A 16,734-nucleotide genomic window follows, 5' to 3' on the forward strand; every position below is an offset into this window, starting at 1 on the left:
CTTACGGAAGCTTCGATACGGAGACATGCTGGAGCAGGTCCGCAACCGAGGTTTGCATCGTGTCGGTAAATGGCGCCGGGTACAGGCCCATGTACAAGGTGGCGATCGCCAGGACGGCAAGCATGAAGAACTCGCGGCGGTTCAGGTCGACCAGCTCGGCCACGTGCGGGTTGGCCACTTCGCCGAATACCACGCGCTTGACCATCCACAGCGAATACGCCGCGCCGAAGATCAGCGCCGTCGCGGCCAGCATGCCGATCCAGAAGTTGTACTCGACCGCGCCCAGGATCACCATGAACTCGCCGACGAAGCCGGAAGTGGCCGGCAAGCCCGCGTTAGCCATCGAGAACAGCACGAAGAACGCAGCGAACTTCGGCATGCGGTTGACAACGCCGCCGTAGTCGGCGATCTGGCGCGAGTGCATCTGGTCGTACAGCACGCCGATACACAGGAACATCGCGCCCGACACGAAGCCGTGCGAGATCATCTGGACGATACCGCCCTGCAGCGACATGGTGTTGAACATGAAGAAGCCGAGGGTGACGAAGCCCATGTGCGCGATCGACGAATAGGCGACCAGCTTTTTCATGTCCTTCTGTACCAGCGCCACCAGGCCGATGTAGATCACGGCGATCAGCGACAAGGTGATGATGAACGGCGCCATCGAATGCGATGCGTCAGGCGTGATCGGCAGCGAGAAGCGCAGGAAACCGTAGGCGCCGAGTTTCAGCATGATCGCCGCCAGCACCGCGGAGCCGCCGGTAGGCGCTTCCACGTGGACGTCGGGCAGCCAGGTGTGGACCGGGAACATCGGCACCTTGACCGCGAACGCCGCCAGGAAGGCGATGAAGATGAAGGTCTGCTCTTTCATCGTCAATGGCAGTGTGTGCCACTCGAGGATGTCGAAGCTGCCGCCAGCTGCGTTGTACAGGTAGATGATCGCGACCAAGGTCAGCAAGGAGCCGAAGAAGGTGTACAGGAAGAACTTGAACGATGCGTAGATGCGGTTGTCGCCGCCCCAGATACCGATGATGATGTACATCGGGATCAGGGTCGCTTCGAAGAAGAAGTAGAACAGCAGGCCGTCCATCGCGCAGAACACGCCGATCATCAGGCCCGACAGGATCAGGAACGCGCCCATGTACTGCGCCACGCGCTGCTGGATCACTTCCCATGCCGAGATGATGACGATGACGGTGATGAAGGCCGTCAGCGGCACGAACCACAGCGACAGGCCGTCGATGCCGAGGCTGTAGAAGATGTTGAAGCGGCCGATCCACGGCGCGCTTTCGACGAACTGCATGCCGTGGGCGGCGTTGTCGAAATTCGACACCAGCGGGAACGTCGCCAGCAGGCTGATGACGGCGCCGGCCAGCGCCAGCCAGCGGGTCATGCCGGCGCGCTCATCGCGGCCGATGGCCAGGATCAGTACACCAAACAGGACCGGGAGCCAGATCGCCAGGCTCAGGTAAGGGAAGGAAGATATCGTTGACTGCATCATATTATTGTCTTAGCTGGACGTGTTAAGCGTGCCAAAACGGCAGGAAGTAGACCAGGAACCCCAGCACGCCGAGGATCATCACGAAAGCGTAGTGGTAGATGTAACCGGTCTGCAGTACGCGGACCAGCGACGAGAACCAGCCCACCACTTTGGCCGAACCGTTGACCAGCAGGCCATCGATCAGGTTGCGGTCGCCGTGTTTCCACAAGCCGCCGCCCAGCAGGCGTGCACCGCCGGCGAAGACGACATCGTTGAACTTGTCCATGTAGTACTTGTTGTCCAGCAGGGTGTGCACCGCTTTGCCCTTGGCATAGAACCATGCCGGAACGCGCGGATTGACCATGTAGCAGTAGTAGGCGGCGGCGACACCGGACAGCGCGAGCCAGAACGGCGCGGTCGTCAGGCCGTGGGTCACCATCGCGACCGGGCCATGCCAGTTGGCGGCCAGCTCTTTCAGGCCGACGTGGTTGTCGCCAACGAAGATCACGCCCTTGAAGAAGTCGCCGAACAGCATTGGGCCGATGGTCAGGAAACCGATGATCACCGAAGGAATCGCCAGCAGGATCAGCGGCAGGGTCACCACCAGCGGCGACTCGTGCGGCTTCTGCCCTGGCGCCAGGCCGTGGTGATGGTGGTCGTCATTTGCGGAATCGCTGTGCGATTCCTCTTCGTGATGGCCGTCCGAATCGTGGCCTTCCGAATGGTGGTGCGGCTTGCCGAAACGCTCTTCGCCGTGGAACACCAGGAAGTACATGCGGAACGAGTAGAACGCGGTGACGAACACGCCGGCCAGCACGGCGAAGTTGGCAAAGCCCGAACCCCACAGGTTGGTCGCGTGGACCGCTTCGATGATCGAATCCTTCGAGTAGAAGCCCGAGAAGAACGGGGTGCCGATCAGTGCCAGCGAACCAAGCAGCGAGGTGATCCAGGTGATCGGCATGTACTTGCGCAGGCCGCCCATGTTGCGGATGTCCTGATCGTGGTGCATGCCGATGATGACCGAGCCGGCGCCAAGGAACAGCAGCGCCTTGAAGAACGCGTGCGTCATCAGGTGGAACACGGCGGCCGAGTAAGCCGAGGCGCCCAGCGCCACCGTCATGTAGCCCAGCTGCGACAGGGTCGAGTACGCGACCACGCGCTTGATGTCGTTCTGGATGATGCCCAAAAAGCCCATGAACAGCGCGGTGATCGAGCCGATTACCAGCACGAAGGACAGCGCGGTGTCGGACAGTTCGAACAGCGGCGACATGCGCGCCACCATGAAGATACCCGCGGTAACCATGGTCGCCGCGTGGATCAGCGCCGAAATCGGGGTCGGGCCTTCCATCGAGTCAGGCAGCCAGACGTGCAGCGGGAACTGGGCCGACTTGCCCATCGCGCCGATGAACAGGCAGATGCAGGCGACCGTGATGATCATCCAGTCGGTTCCCGGCAGCGTCGCGCTGACCAGCGCTTCCTTCTGCGCGAACACTTCCTGGTAGTTCATCGAGCCGGCGTAGGCCAGCAGCAGGCCGATACCGAGGATGAAGCCGAAGTCGCCGACGCGGTTGACCAGAAACGCCTTCATGTTGGCGAAGATCGCGGTCGGGCGGGTGTACCAGAAACCGATCAGGAGGTAAGAGACCAGGCCCACCGCTTCCCAGCCGAAGAACAGCTGCAGGAAGTTGTTGGCCATGACCAGCATCAGCATCGCGAACGTGAACAGCGAGATGTACGAGAAGAAGCGGTTGTAGCCCTCATCCTCGGCCATGTAGCCGATCGTGTAGATGTGCACCATCAGCGACACGAACGTCACCACGCACATCATCATCGCCGACAGGGTGTCGATCTGGAAGCCGACTTCCAGCTTCAAGGTACCGACCGTCATCCAGTTGTAGATGGTGCCGTTGAAGCTGGCGCCGTCGAGCACCGCCATCAGCGTCTGCACCGACAGGATCAGCGCGATCAGCACACCCAGGATGGTGACCGTGTGCGACGTCTTGCGGCCGACCACGTTGCCCAGGAATTTAGTACCCAGCAAGCCGGCGACCAGCGAGCCGACCAGCGGCGCCAAGGGGATAGCCAGCAAGAGATTAGGGTTAAGAATTTGCCCCGCCATATTGAACCTTATTCGTTATCTGTTGGGTTAAAAACTTAGCCTTTGAGGCTGTCGAGGTCTTCCACATTGATCGTGTCCAGGTTACGGAACAAGACCACAAGGATCGCCAGGCCAATTGCCGACTCTGCTGCTGCAACGGTCAGGATGAAGAACACGAAGATCTGTCCCGACGCGTCGCCCAGGTAATGCGAAAAGGCGATGAAGTTCATGTTCACTGCCAGCAGCATCAGTTCGATGGCCATCAGCAGGACGATGATGTTCTTACGGTTCAGGAAGATCCCGACGATCGAGATCGCGAACAGGATCGCGCCCAGGACCAGGTAGTGTGCGAGCGATAAGGTCATTTTGTCTCCTTGGCGGCGGCGTCTTGGGCTTCGGCGGCAGCCAGTGCTTCGGCTTTCGAGACGGCGTCGAGCGCCGGCTGGTCGATCGCGTTCATCTTGACGACGCGCAGGCGGTCGTTACGCTTGACGCGTACGGCGTCGGCCGGATCGATGGCCTTGGTGTCCTTGCGCTTGCGCAGGGTCAGCGACACTGCGGCGATCATTGCGACAAGCAAGATCACTGCGGCAATTTCAAAGCCATAAATATATTTCGTGTAGATCAGCAGGCCCAATTCCTTGGTGCCGCCGATGTTCGCCGCAACCGCTTCCGGCGACTGCTCGAAGCCAAGGAAGCCGCGCCACAGCACCGCCGCCATCTCCAGCACGATCACCGCGCCAATGGCCGAGGCCAGCGGCAGGTGGCTCCAGAAGCCTTCCCGGATCCGGTCCATGTTGATGTCCAACATCATGACCACGAACAGGAACAGCACCATCACGGCGCCGACGTAGACCAGCACCAGCACGATGGCCAGGAACTCGGCCTTGAGCAGCATCCAGATGCCGGCGGCGTTGAAGAACGCCAGCACCAGGAACAGCGCCGCGGTGACCGGGTTGCGGGCCGTGATAACGCGGGTCGAGGCAATCACCATGATGGCCGCGAACACGTAGAACAAAGCAGTTTTAAAGTCCATAACTAAACCTGGTAGCCCTGCAGATTAACGGTAAGGCGCATCGGCGGCGCGGGCGGCGGCGATGTCGGCTTCATAGCGGTCACCGACCGCCAGCAGCATTTCCTTCGTGTAGTACAAGTCGCCGCGTTTTTCACCGTGGTACTCGAGCACGTGGGTCTCGACGATCGAGTCGACCGGGCACGATTCTTCGCAGAAGCCGCAGAAGATGCACTTGGTCAGGTCGATGTCATAGCGCGTGGTGCGGCGCGAACCGTCGTCGCGCTGCTCGGATTCGATGGTGATCGCCATCGCCGGGCACACCGCTTCGCACAGCTTGCAGGCGATGCAGCGCTCTTCCCCGTTGGGGTAGCGGCGCAGCGCGTGCAGGCCGCGGAAACGCGGCGACATCGGGGTCTTTTCTTCCGGATACTGCACAGTGATTTTGCGCGAGAACATGTACTTTCCCGTCAGCGCCATCCCTTTGAACAGTTCGGTCAGCATCATGCTGCTGACAAAGTCTTTAAGTCGTTCCATGATTCCTGTTCCTTACTTCCAAATATTCCAGGACGTCTGCATCCAGGCGGCGACCAGCACCAGCCAGAACAGGACGAGCGGAATGAAGACTTTCCAGCCGAGGCGCATGATCTGGTCGTAGCGGTAGCGCGGGAAGGTGCCGCGAATCCAGACGAACAGCGAGACGATGAAGAAGGCTTTCGCAAACAGCCAGAAGAAGCCGCCCAGCGCGCCGAATTCGAGGAAAGCAAACGGTGCCGACCAGCCGCCCAGGAACATGATCGAGGCCAGCGTCGCGATCAGGATCATGTTGGCGTATTCGGCCAGCATGAACATCGCATACGACATGCCCGAGTACTCGACCATGTGGCCGGCGACGATCTCGGACTCGCCTTCGACGACGTCGAACGGGTGGCGGTTACATTCGGCCAGGCCGGAAATGATGTAGACGACGAACAGCGGCAGCAGCGGCAGCCAGTTCCACGACAGGAAGTTCAAGCCCATCTCGGCGAACTGGCCCTTTTGCTGGCCCAGCACGATGTCCGAGAAGTTCAGGCTGCCCGACACCATCAGCACGACCACCAGCGCGAAACCCATCGGGATTTCGTACGAGATCATCTGCGCCGAGGCGCGCATCGCGCCCATGAACGAGTATTTCGAGTTCGACGCCCAGCCGGCGATGATGATGCCGTACACCTCCATCGAGGTGATCGCCATCAGCAGCAGCAAGCCGGCGTTGACATTGGCCAGTACGATTTCCGGGCCGAAAGGCACGACCGACCAGGCCGCCAGCGCCGGCATGATCGTCATGATCGGGCCGATGATGAACAGGGTCGATACCGCCTTGGTCGGCACCACGATCTCTTTGAACAGCAGCTTGAGCGCATCGGCGATCGGCTGCAGCAGGCCCATCGGACCGACGCGGTTCGGGCCGACGCGGATCTGGATCCAGCCGATCAGCTTGCGTTCCCACAGGGTCGCGTAGGCAACCAGGCCCATCAGCGGCAGCAGCACGCACAGGATCTTGATCATGGTCCATGCCAGCGGCCATACCGGTCCCAGCAAGCCTTCGCCGGTGGTGGTAAGGGTGTTAATGAATTCAGGCATCGCCATTACGCACCCTCCCCTGCTTTTTCAACGTGGATCGCACCGAACAGCGCGCCCAGCATGGCGGTCGCGTGGTGCGCGGTCGCGACGCGGACGGCGTTGGCCGGCAGGCGGGCATCGATGCCTGCCACCAGCACGGCGCTGCCCGAACCCTGCGTCACCTTGACGGTGTCGCCCGCCTTGACGCCCAGCTTCTCGGCCAGGGCGCGCGGCAGCTGGACCAGCGGCGCGTTGGCGTCGGCGGTGCGCAGCAGTGGTTCGGAACGGCGCGCGATCGCGTCGGCGAAGTAGATCGGTACGTCGGTGATGCGTTCCAGCGCGCCGGACGTGCCGAACGCGCTTGCTGCCAGCGCGGCCTTGCCGGTGTTGCTCAGCTTGGCGGACAGGTCGGTCACGCCCTTGCCGAACAGCTCGTCGCGGATCGCTTCCGAGGTGTCGTACTCAAAGCCTTGCAGGCCCAGCAGGTTGCCCAGCACGCGCAGCACTTTCCACGCGGGACGGGTGTCGCCGAGCGGCTTGACGGTGCCGTTGAAGCTTTGGGCGCGCCCTTCGCAATTGACGAAGGTGCCCGAGGTTTCGCTGAATGGCGAAATCGGCAGCAGCACGTCGGCGTACTCGAAGCCATGCTTGAAGGCCGACATCGCAACGACCATCTCGGCGCCCTCCAGAGCGGCGCGGGCCTGCTGCGGGTTGTGGCTGTCGAGCTCAGGCTCGGCGTTCAGCAGCACGTAGGCTTTCTTCGGCGTGGAGAACACTGGCGCTGCATTCTTGCTGTAGGCGCCGGCCAGGTAGCCGCCGACCGTATTGGCCGCGTCCACCAGGTAACCCAGCTTGGCGCCGGTTTGTTCGGCGATCCACTGCGCCGCTGCGTGCAACTGCGACGCTTGCGGGTGCTGGCTGACCGCGTTACCCAGCAGGATCGCGCCTGGCAGGTCTGCGCTGGTCTGGGTCAGGCTGGCGGCGATGGCCTTGGCTGCATCGGACGCTTGTACGTTCTCGAAACCATTTGGCGCCGCGATACCTTTGGCGCCGGCGATGGCTGCGACCACTTCCGACAGGGCTGCGAGCCAGTCGGACGGCGCGGCGATCATCTTGCTGGCGGTCGGGATCAGCAGCTCGTCGTCGGAGGCGTGCAGGATCGACAGCTTGGCGCCGCTCTTGACGGCGGCGCGCAGGCGCGTGGCGACCAGCGGGTGATCCTTGCGCAGGAACGAGCCGATCACGAAGGCGCGCGACAGGTTCGACAGCTCGGCGATCGGCATGCCCAGCCATGGGGTGACCGCGCCATCGTTGGCGAAGTCGGTCTGGCGCAGGCGGAACTCGATGTTTTCCGAACCGATGCCGCGCATGGCCTTGGCCAGCAGGGTCAGTTCTTCGACGGTCGAATGCGGGGTCGCGACAGCGGCGATGGCGTCGGCGCCATGCTCGTGCTTGATGTTACGCAGGCCATGGGCCACGTATTCCAGCGCGGTCTGCCAGTCGGTCTCGGCCCACTCACCACCCTGCTTGATCATTGGCGAGGTCAGGCGTTCGGCATTGTCCAGCGCTTCGTACGAGAAGCGGTCCTTGTCCGAAATCCAGCATTCGTTGATCGCTTCGTTTTCCAGCGGCAGTACGCGCATGACCTTGCCGCCCTTGACCTGGACGATCAGGTTGGTGCCGAGCGAATCGTGCGGGCTGACCGACTTGCGGCGCGACAGTTCCCAGGTACGGGCGCTGTAGCGGAAAGGCTTGGAGGTCAGCGCGCCGACCGGGCACAGGTCGATCATGTTGCCCGACACTTCGGAGTCGACGGTCTTGCCGACGAACGAGGTGATTTCGGCGTGTTCGCCGCGGCCCAGCATGCCCAGTTCCATCACGCCGGCAACTTCCTGGCCGAAACGTACGCAACGGGTGCAGTGGATGCAGCGGGTCATCTCTTGCATCGAGATCAAGGGGCCGGCGTCTTTCGGCGGCACCACGCGCTTTTCTTCTTCGTAGCGCGAACCGGACTTGCCGTAACCGACCGCCAGATCCTGCAGCTGGCATTCGCCGCCCTGGTCGCAGATCGGGCAATCGAGCGGGTGGTTAATCAGCAGGAATTCCATCACGGATTTCTGTGCCTGCACCGCCTTGTCGCTGTTCGAGCGCACGATCATGCCTGCCGAGACTGGCGTGGCGCAAGCCGGCAAAGGCTTCGGGGCCTTCTCGACTTCTACCAGGCACATGCGGCAGTTCGCTGCGATCGACAATTTCTTGTGATAGCAAAAATGCGGGATGTAGGTGCCAAGCTTGTTGGCCGCGTCCATCACCATGCTGCCTGGTGGGACTTCTACCTTTTTACCGTCAATTTCAATTTCAACCATGAGAGTTCTCTGGCCTTAGAGATAAGTCGGCACGAGGCAATGCTTGTGCTCGATGTGATATTCAAATTCTTCGCGGAAGTTCTTGATCATGGCGCGTACCGGCATCGCCGCCGCATCGCCCAGCGCGCAAATGGTGCGTCCCTGGATGTTGTCGGCGATCGAGTTCAGCATGTCCAGGTCGTCTGCGCGGCCCTGGCCGTGCTCGATACGGTGGACCATGCGGTACATCCAGCCCGTGCCTTCGCGGCATGGCGTGCACTGGCCGCACGATTCTTCGTAATAGAAGTACGACAGGCGCAGCAGCGACTTGACCATGCAGCGGGTCTCGTCCATGACGATGACGGCGCCCGAACCGAGCATCGAGCCGGCCTTGGCGATCGCGTCGTAGTCGAGATCGGTGTCCATCATGACCTCGCCGCGGATCACCGGCGCGGACGAACCGCCAGGAATGACCGCCTTGATCTTTTTGCCGCCGCGCATGCCGCCGGCCAGCTCCATCAGCTTGGCGAATGGCGTGCCCAGTGGCACTTCGTAATTGCCTGGACGCTCGACGTCGCCCGAGATCGAAAAGATCTTGGTGCCGCCGTTATTCGGCTTGCCCAGGCCGAGGTAGTTCTCTGCGCCCATGTTCAAAATGAACGGGACGGCAGCGAAGGTCTCGGTGTTGTTGATCGTGGTCGGCTTGCCGTACAGGCCGAACGAGGCCGGGAACGGCGGCTTGAAGCGCGGCTGTCCCTTCTTGCCTTCGAGCGACTCCAGCAGCGCGGTTTCTTCGCCGCAGATGTAGGCGCCGTAGCCGTGATGCGCGTGCAGCTGGAAGGAAAAATCGCTGCCCATGATCTTGTCGCCCAGGAAGCCCGCCGCGCGCGCTTCTTCCAGCGCGTCTTCGAAGCGCAGGTAGTCTTCGAAGATCTCGCCGTGGATGTAGTTGTAGCCGACGGTGATGCCCATCGCGTACGCGCCGATGGCCATGCCCTCGATCAGCGAATGCGGGTTGTAGCGAATGATGTCGCGGTCCTTGAACGTGCCCGGCTCGCCTTCGTCGGTATTGCAGACGAGGTATTTCTGGCCTGGGTACTGGCGCGGCATGAAGCTCCACTTCAGGCCGGTCGGGAAACCGGCGCCGCCGCGGCCGCGCAGGCCCGAGGCCTTGAGGTCGGCAATGATCTGTTCCGGGGTGATCTTTTCTTCGATGATACGGCGCAAGGCGCTGTAGCCGCCGCGCTTGACGTACTCGTTCAGGCCCCAGTTGTCGCCGTTCAGATCCTTCAGGATCAGCGGATTGATGTGACGGTCGTGCAGGCTGGTCATTTGTTGAGTTCCTCTACCAGTGCGTCGATCTTGTCGTCGGTCATGAACGAGCACATGCGGTGGTTGTTAACGATCATGACCGGTGCGTCGCCGCACGCGCCCATGCATTCGCCTTCCACCAGCGTGAACTGGCCGTCATGGGTGGTTTCGCGGTAGCCGATGCCCAGCATTTCCTGCAGGCGCTTGCCGGCGCGTTCGCCGCCCGACAGCGCGCATGGCAGGTTGGTGCACACGGTGATCTTGTGCTTGCCGACCGGCTTGACGTTGTACATGTTGTAGAAGGTCGCCACTTCCTGCACGGCGATCGCAGGCATACCGATGTAGTCGGCCACTTCCTGCATCACTTCCGGCGACAGCCAGCTGGTTTCCACCTGCGCGTGCGCCAGCGCGGCCATCACGGCGGACTGGCGCTGGTCGGCCGGGTACTTGGCCAGCTCGCGGTCGATCTTTTTGTAGCACTGTTCTGATAACAACATAAATTTCTCTCTCTCGGGCTTACCGGACGCGAGCGTCACCTGTCAATACTGCCGAATACGATGTCCTGGGTTCCGATGATGGTGACGGCGTCTGCCAGCATGTGGCCGCGCGCCATTTCGTCAAGGCTCTGCAGGTGGGCGTAGTCGGGCGTGCGCAGCTTCAGGCGGTACGGCTTGTTGGCGCCGTCGGAGACGATATAGACGCCCATCTCGCCTTTCGGATGCTCGACTGCCGCGTAGACTTCGCCTGGCGGTACGTGCATGCCTTCGGTAAACAGCTTGAAGTGGTGAATCAAGGATTCCATGTTCGACTTCATCTCGGTGCGCTTTGGCGGCGCCACCTTGTGGTTGTCGACCATGACCGGGCCCGGGTTGGCGCGCAGCCAGCTCGATGCCTGCTTGATGATGCGGTTCGACTGGCGCATTTCTTCCACGCGCACCAGGTAGCGGTCATAGCAGTCGCCATTGGTGCCGACCGGGATGTCGAAGTCCATCTTGTCGTAGACGGCGTACGGCTGCATCTTGCGCAAGTCCCATTCGACGCCCGAACCGCGCAGCATGGCGCCGGTGAAGCCCATCGCCTTGGCCGCTTCCGGCGAGACCACGCCGATGCCGACGGTACGCTGTTTCCAGATCCGGTTGTCGGTCAGCAGGGTTTCGTATTCGTCGACATAGGTCACGAAACGCTTGGTGAAATCGTCGATGAAGTCCAGCAGCGAGCCCTGGCGCGCTTCATTGAGCTCGTCGATGGCCTTGGCGCTGCGGATGATCGACGCCTTGTGCTTTGGCATCGCGTCGGGCAGGTCGCGGTACACGCCGCCCGGACGGTAGTAGGCCGCGTGCATGCGCGCCCCCGACACCGCTTCGTAGCAGTCGAACAAATCTTCGCGGTCGCGGAACGCGTACAGGAACGGGCCCATCGCGCCGACGTCGAGCGCGTGCGTGCCGAGCCACATCAGGTGGTTCAGCAGGCGCGTCATTTCGTCGAACATCACGCGGATGTACTGCGCGCGTACCGGCACCTCGATGCCGAGCAGCTTTTCGATGGCCATCACGTAGGCGTGCTCGTTGGACATCATCGACACGTAATCGAGGCGGTCCATGTACGGCACCGACTGCAGGTAGGTGCGGGTTTCGGCCAGCTTCTCGGTGGCGCGGTGCAGCAGGCCGATGTGCGGATCGGCGCGCTGGATCACTTCGCCGTCGAGCTCGAGCACCAGGCGCAGCACGCCGTGCGCGGCCGGGTGCTGGGGACCGAAGTTCAGGGTGTAATTCTTAATCTCAGCCATTATTTCATCCCGTAGGTTTCTTCGCGGATCACGCGCGGAATGATTTCACGCGGCTCGATCGTCACGGGTTGGTAGATCACGCGCTTCTGCTCGGGGTCGTAGCGCATTTCGACATAGCCGGAGATCGGGAAGTCCTTGCGGAACGGATGGCCGATGAAGCCGTAGTCGGTCAGGATGCGGCGCAGGTCGTTGTGGCCTTCGAACAGGATGCCGAACAGGTCGAACGCTTCGCGCTCGTACCAGTTGGCGGCACGCCAGATGCCGGTCACCGAGGCGAACACCGGCATCTCGTCGTCCGGCGCGAACGCGCGCACGCGCACGCGCCAGTTGTGGGCGATCGACAGCAGGTGCGACACGGCCGCGAAACGCGGGCCTTCCCACGTGCCTTCGCCGTAGGTCGAATAATCGACGCCGCACAGGTCGATCAGCTGATCGAACTGCAGCGCCGGATCGTCGCGCAGGGTCTGCATCGCCGCCAGGTAGCCGGCCGCCGGAACGACGACGGTCAGTTCGCCGAGCGCGCTGGAAATAACCGCGCCCTCGCCCAGCGCAGCCTGCAGCGCCCGTTCGAGGGTTTCGAGTTTTGATGTCATGATGGGAGCCGCTTCTTATCGAGCAATGGTGTTGGTGCGCTTGATCTTGTTCTGCAACTGCAGGATGCCGTACAGCAGCGCCTCAGCGGTTGGAGGACAGCCAGGCACATACACGTCGACCGGCACGATGCGGTCGCAACCGCGCACCACCGAGTACGAATAGTGGTAGTAGCCGCCGCCGTTGGCGCAGGAGCCCATCGAGATCACCCAGCGCGGTTCCGGCATCTGGTCGTAGACCTTGCGCAGCGCCGGCGCCATCTTGTTGCACAGCGTGCCGGCGACAATCATCACGTCCGACTGGCGCGGCGATGGGCGGAAGACCACGCCGAAGCGGTCCATATCGTAACGGGCCGCGCCCGTGTGCATCATCTCGACCGCGCAGCAAGCCAGACCGAACGTCATCGGGAACATCGAACCCGTGCGCGCCCAGTTGATCAGCTTGTCGGCTGTGGTGGTGATGAAACCTTCGTTTAATACGCCTTCAATTGACATGGCTTATTCCCAATCAAGGGCACCTTTCTTCCAGATGTACCAAAAACCAACCACGAATTCAGCGATGAAGATCATCATCGTGACGAAGCCGGGCCAGCCCAGTTCTTTCATGGAGACACCCCATGGGAAGAAGAATGCCGTTTCCAGATCAAACAAAATAAACAGGATCGCGACCAGGTAGTACCGGACGTCGAATTTCATGCGTGCGTCTTCGAACGCTTCGAAGCCGCATTCGTATGGGGAAAGTTTTGCAGTGTCAGGCTTGTTCGGGCCGAGCAGGTAGCCGAGTACCTGGGGGACGACACCGACGCCGATGCCGACAAGAATGAACAACAGGACGGGGAAATAATTTTCGAGGTTCACGGAGATGAGCCTTTGTTGAACGATCGGTTAATGAACCACTGCTTCGCAAGCAGCGCCCTACCGCGCGATCCTGGCTTTCTGATCATGCGACCAGGACCGAACGTCTGATCCCGTAAAAAAGCCAGCAAAGGCGCAGCCCTTGCTGGCTTCTGGATTCTGGTGCCGACGGCGAGACTCGAACTCGCACAGCTTGCGCCACTACCCCCTCAAGATAGCGTGTCTACCAATTTCACCACGTCGGCAGTGAAGTCCGCTATTCTACAGCGTTACCTCTTACTGTTCAATGCGTACTTGCGATAAAACAAGGAAAAAACAAAAAAACTAGACTGCTTTTTTGACAAGGACCCGAGGAAGGCCCCTGCCTGCCAACCCACCCGGCAGATTACTTCGGCACTTCGGTCGCCGGGGCCGCCGGCGCTGGGGCCGGCGCTGCAGGGACCGCGCCAGGAGTCGCCACTGGCGCCGCAGGAACGGCTGCCTCAGGGGCGGTCGCGGTCGGCAGCGATGGGTCCACTGGCGCAGCAGGCGCGGTGGTGGTCGAAGGAATCGCAGCCGGGCCAGTGACAGGCGTTGCGCGCTCCATCACGCCGCCGCCGACGGCCACTTCACGGTCGCTGCTGAAGTACGCCAGCGCCAGGGTCGCGCTGAAGAAGATCGCGGCGAAGACGCCGGTCGACTTCGACATGAAGTTGGACGAACCCGATGCGCCGAACAGGCTGCCCGAGGCGCCCGAACCGAAAGCGGCGCCCATGTCGGCGCCCTTGCCGTGCTGGAGCAGAACGAGGCCGATGATGATCAGGGCCGACAGAACCTGCACGACGACGACCAGATTGTAAAAGGTGTTCATTGCTATTCCATTCCAAGATTAACTAAGTTTAAGTATTCGTTGCTGCGTGGATGATGGCGAGGAAATCCGCCGCCTTCAATGCTGCTCCACCGATCAGGCCGCCATCGATATCAGGCTGCGCCATCAATTCTTTTGCGTTATCGGGTTTCATGCTGCCGCCGTACAAAATCTGCACCTTGCCGGCCGCCACTGCATTCTTTTCCGCCAACTGCGCGCGCAAGCGCGCATGCACTTCCTGGGCCATCTCCGGCGTGGCCGTGCGGCCAGTGCCGATCGCCCAGACCGGCTCGTAGGCGACGACGATCTTTTCCAGGCCGTCCGCATCGAGACGCTCGAGCACCTGGGCGAGCTGGTTGCGCACCACCACGCTGGTCTGCCCTGCTTCGCGCTCATCGAGCGTTTCGCCCACGCAAACGATCGGCGTCATGCCCGCAGCAATGACTGCGACCGCCTTTTGGGCCACGAGTTCACTGCTTTCGGCGTGGTACGCGCGGCGTTCCGAGTGGCCGACGATCACATAGCGGCAACCGAGGTCGGCCAGCATCTGTGCCGACACTTCGCCGGTATAGGCGCCGCTGGCGTGGGCCGAGACATCCTGCGCGCCCCAGCCGATCGGCGAACCGGCCAGCGCCGCTTCGCACTGGGCCAGGTAAGGCGCCGGTGCGCACACGGCAGCTTCGGCCGTGGCAGCGTCGAAGCCGCTAACAATGCCCGACAACAGGGTGGCATTAGCGGCACGGCTGCCGTTCATCTTCCAATTACCTACGACGAGTTTGCGACGCATAGTAGCCCAGATCTAAATAACCCGCTATTCTAACCCCCGTTCCTATGTGGGTCAAACAATGGACAGCGGGAACCGCCAATCTGCGCGCAAGCGTATCAAATTAGCTGCAAGACAATCTTTCCAACGTGGGTAGACGACTCCATCAGCGTGTGGGCCTGGGCGGCCTGGGCGAGCGGGAAGGTCTTGAAAATGACTGGGCGAATCTTGCCCTCCTCGATCAGCGGCCAGACTTTTTCCTGCAGGCGCCAGGCGATCGCCGCCTTGAAGGCGACCGGGCGCGGGCGCAGCGTTGACCCGCTGATGCTCAGGCGGCGGCGCAACACCTGGCCGAGGTCGACATTGGCCTTGGCGCCGCCGAGCAGCGCGATCAGGGCGATGCGGCCGTCGTCGGCCAGGCAGCCGATCTCGCGCGCCACGTAGTCGCCGGCCACCATGTCGAGGATCACATCGACGCCCTTGCCCGCGGTGAGCTCCTTGACCACCTCGACGAAATCTTCGGTGCGGTAGTTAATGCCCCGCTCGGCCCCCAGCTCCTCGCAGGCACGGCATTTCTCGTCGCTGCCGGCGGTGGCGAACACCCGGTGGCCCAGCGCGGTGGCGATCTGGATGGCGGTGACGCCGATGCCGGAGCTGCCGCCCTGGACCAGCAGGGTCTGTCCGTCCGACAGTCCGGCGCGGTCGAACACATTACTCCAGACGGTGAAAAACGTTTCAGGCAGGCTGGCCGCCTCCAGCGGGGTCAGGCCGGCCGGGATCGGCAGGCATTGCTGCAGGGGCGCCGCGCAATATTCCGCGTAGCCACCGCCCTGCACCAGCGCGCATACCATGCTGCCGATCTTGAACGGGCTGCCATCGAGGTCGCCGCCGACGATCTCGCCGGCCACTTCCAGGCCTGGCAGGTCGGAGGCGCCGGGCGGCACCGGATAATGGCCGAGGCGCTGCAGCACGTCGGGCCGGTTGATGCCGGCCGCGTGCACCTTGATCAGCACTTCGCCGGCCTTCAGCTCGGGAAGGGGACGTTCGCACAGCTGCAGGACGTCGGGCGGGCCGGGCTGGGTGATTTCAATTGCGCGCATGGGAATCGCTCCTTGGTCGGAAACAGCGATTGTAAGGGAGCGCGGCGATGCGCGTTTGGCGCGCTCAAAACGCCGCGCACCGGCCCCCAAGGCCGCGAGTGGGGATATAGTACGGCCATGCCCTCATCCGAGAAATATCCGTGCACGCCCGATGGCCGCTACTTTGTGGTGGCTGGACGCCTTTGGCGCATGAGCAATCCCGGGCTGGCGCCGGAACAACGCCAGCAGCTGGTGGACCAGCTGATGACGGCGCGCCGCCAGGTCGGCGCGGCCAAGCGAAGCCAGGATGCCGCGGCCGAGCGCGCCGCCCGGGCGGCGGTCGATCTCGCCAAGCGCGCGCTGGGTGAGCGCGGCCCCGTATGGTGGACCGATGGCGCGCCCGATTTCAACCGGCGCAAGGTGGCCAATACGCCCTACGCCGACTGGCACGCGACGATCGCATCGAACCAGCCGGCCTGACCGTCATCCGCGCCGCGCCGCCTCGATCCTGGCGATGTCGATCTTGCCCATCTGCATCATGGCGTCGAAGGCGCGCTTGGCCGCCGCACGGTCCGGATCGGCGATTGCTTCGGTCAGCACGCGCGGCGTGATTTGCCACGACAGTCCCCATTTGTCGCGGCACCAGCCGCAGGCGCTGGCCTGGCCGCCGTTGTCGATGATCGCATTCCACAGGCGGTCGGTCTCGGCCTGGTCATCGGTGGCGACCTGGAACGAAAAAGCTTCGGAATGCTTGAACGCCGGGCCGCCGTTCAGCCCAAGGCAGGGAATGCCCATCACGTTGAACTCGACCGTGAGGACATCGCCCTGCTTGCCGGACGGGTAGTCGCCTGGCGCCCGGTGTACCGCCGTCACCGCGCTATCAGGAAACGTTTCTGCATAGAACCTGGCCGCCTCCTCGGCGGCGCCATCGAACCAAAGACAAATCGTGTTCTTGCTGACCATGTT

18 protein-coding genes and 1 tRNA gene are annotated in these 16,734 nt (G+C 62.3%); 1 reads left to right on the forward strand and 18 read right to left on the reverse strand.

The window, feature by feature from the left end; genetic code table 11:
- Position 1 precedes the first annotated feature (1 nt).
- From I4X03_RS13470 to I4X03_RS13550, 17 genes are all read right to left on the reverse strand, one after another.
- Positions 2-1,501 carry an NADH-quinone oxidoreductase subunit M gene (locus tag I4X03_RS13470; protein ID WP_223468753.1) on the reverse strand — a complete coding sequence of 500 codons (1,500 nt, stop codon included), beginning with the start codon at positions 1,499-1,501 and terminating at the stop codon, positions 2-4.
- 22 nt (positions 1,502-1,523) lie between these two features.
- Positions 1,524-3,599: an NADH-quinone oxidoreductase subunit L gene (gene nuoL, locus I4X03_RS13475; protein WP_223468754.1), complete on the reverse strand. Its 2,076-nt coding sequence runs from the start codon at positions 3,597-3,599 to the stop codon at positions 1,524-1,526.
- A gap of 35 nt (positions 3,600-3,634) precedes the next feature.
- Positions 3,635-3,943: an NADH-quinone oxidoreductase subunit NuoK gene (gene nuoK, locus I4X03_RS13480; protein ID WP_223468755.1), complete on the reverse strand. Its 309-nt coding sequence runs from the start codon at positions 3,941-3,943 to the stop codon at positions 3,635-3,637.
- Positions 3,940-4,614, reverse strand: coding sequence for an NADH-quinone oxidoreductase subunit J (locus I4X03_RS13485; RefSeq protein ID WP_223468756.1), 675 nt, complete (start codon positions 4,612-4,614; stop codon positions 3,940-3,942). Before I4X03_RS13485 ends, nuoK begins: the two co-directional genes overlap by 4 nt.
- A 24-nt stretch (positions 4,615-4,638) precedes the next feature.
- Complete coding sequence (nuoI, locus tag I4X03_RS13490) at positions 4,639-5,127, reverse strand: NADH-quinone oxidoreductase subunit NuoI (protein WP_223468757.1); 489 nt, start codon at positions 5,125-5,127, stop codon at positions 4,639-4,641.
- 12 nt (positions 5,128-5,139) lie between these two features.
- Positions 5,140-6,219 carry an NADH-quinone oxidoreductase subunit NuoH gene (gene nuoH, locus I4X03_RS13495; protein WP_223468758.1) on the reverse strand — a complete coding sequence of 360 codons (1,080 nt, stop codon included), beginning with the start codon at positions 6,217-6,219 and terminating at the stop codon, positions 5,140-5,142.
- Positions 6,219-8,558, reverse strand: a complete 2,340-nt coding sequence (nuoG, locus tag I4X03_RS13500; RefSeq protein ID WP_223468759.1) for an NADH-quinone oxidoreductase subunit NuoG — start codon at positions 8,556-8,558, stop codon at positions 6,219-6,221. The genes nuoH and nuoG overlap by 1 nt, the downstream gene beginning before the upstream one ends.
- A gap of 15 nt (positions 8,559-8,573) precedes the next feature.
- A complete protein-coding gene (gene nuoF / locus I4X03_RS13505) occupies positions 8,574-9,869 on the reverse strand; it encodes an NADH-quinone oxidoreductase subunit NuoF (RefSeq protein ID WP_223468760.1) in 1,296 nt (431 codons plus the stop codon).
- Positions 9,866-10,345 carry an NADH-quinone oxidoreductase subunit NuoE gene (nuoE, locus tag I4X03_RS13510; RefSeq protein ID WP_223468761.1) on the reverse strand — a complete coding sequence of 160 codons (480 nt, stop codon included), beginning with the start codon at positions 10,343-10,345 and terminating at the stop codon, positions 9,866-9,868. Before nuoE ends, nuoF begins: the two co-directional genes overlap by 4 nt.
- A 35-nt stretch (positions 10,346-10,380) precedes the next feature.
- On the reverse strand, positions 10,381-11,634 hold the full coding sequence (locus I4X03_RS13515) for an NADH-quinone oxidoreductase subunit D (protein WP_223468762.1): 1,254 nt from the start codon (positions 11,632-11,634) through the stop codon (positions 10,381-10,383).
- Positions 11,634-12,227, reverse strand: a complete 594-nt coding sequence (locus I4X03_RS13520) for an NADH-quinone oxidoreductase subunit C (protein WP_223468763.1) — start codon at positions 12,225-12,227, stop codon at positions 11,634-11,636. The genes I4X03_RS13515 and I4X03_RS13520 overlap by 1 nt, the downstream gene beginning before the upstream one ends.
- 15 nt (positions 12,228-12,242) lie before the next feature.
- Positions 12,243-12,719 (reverse strand): NuoB/complex I 20 kDa subunit family protein, encoded by a 477-nt coding sequence (locus I4X03_RS13525; RefSeq protein WP_054263649.1) that lies wholly within the window; start codon positions 12,717-12,719, stop codon positions 12,243-12,245.
- Positions 12,720-12,722: 3 nt separating this feature from the next.
- On the reverse strand, positions 12,723-13,082 hold the full coding sequence (locus I4X03_RS13530) for an NADH-quinone oxidoreductase subunit A (protein ID WP_223468764.1): 360 nt from the start codon (positions 13,080-13,082) through the stop codon (positions 12,723-12,725).
- A 157-nt stretch (positions 13,083-13,239) separates the two neighbouring features.
- Positions 13,240-13,324: transfer RNA gene (locus I4X03_RS13535), tRNA-Leu, on the reverse strand.
- A 140-nt stretch (positions 13,325-13,464) separates the two neighbouring features.
- A complete protein-coding gene (secG, locus tag I4X03_RS13540; protein WP_223468765.1) occupies positions 13,465-13,929 on the reverse strand; it encodes a preprotein translocase subunit SecG in 465 nt (154 codons plus the stop codon).
- Positions 13,930-13,957: 28 nt separating this feature from the next.
- Positions 13,958-14,713 (reverse strand): triose-phosphate isomerase, encoded by a 756-nt coding sequence (gene tpiA, locus I4X03_RS13545; protein ID WP_223468766.1) that lies wholly within the window; start codon positions 14,711-14,713, stop codon positions 13,958-13,960.
- 95 nt (positions 14,714-14,808) lie between these two features.
- Positions 14,809-15,789, reverse strand: coding sequence for an NAD(P)H-quinone oxidoreductase (locus I4X03_RS13550; RefSeq protein ID WP_223468767.1), 981 nt, complete (start codon positions 15,787-15,789; stop codon positions 14,809-14,811).
- Positions 15,790-15,906: 117 nt separating this feature from the next.
- Here I4X03_RS13550 and I4X03_RS13555 point away from each other — a divergent pair, with 117 nt between their 5' ends.
- Positions 15,907-16,248, forward strand: coding sequence for a hypothetical protein (locus I4X03_RS13555; RefSeq protein WP_223468768.1), 342 nt, complete (start codon positions 15,907-15,909; stop codon positions 16,246-16,248).
- 3 nt (positions 16,249-16,251) lie between these two features.
- Here I4X03_RS13555 and I4X03_RS13560 read toward each other — a convergent pair whose 3' ends face one another.
- Complete coding sequence (locus I4X03_RS13560; RefSeq protein WP_223468769.1) at positions 16,252-16,731, reverse strand: VOC family protein; 480 nt, start codon at positions 16,729-16,731, stop codon at positions 16,252-16,254.
- Positions 16,732-16,734: the final 3 nt, after the last annotated feature.

This window comes from Massilia soli (genome assembly GCF_016809835.1).
In the GTDB taxonomy this organism is placed as follows: Bacteria; Pseudomonadota; Gammaproteobacteria; order Burkholderiales; family Burkholderiaceae_D; genus Telluria_A; species Telluria_A soli.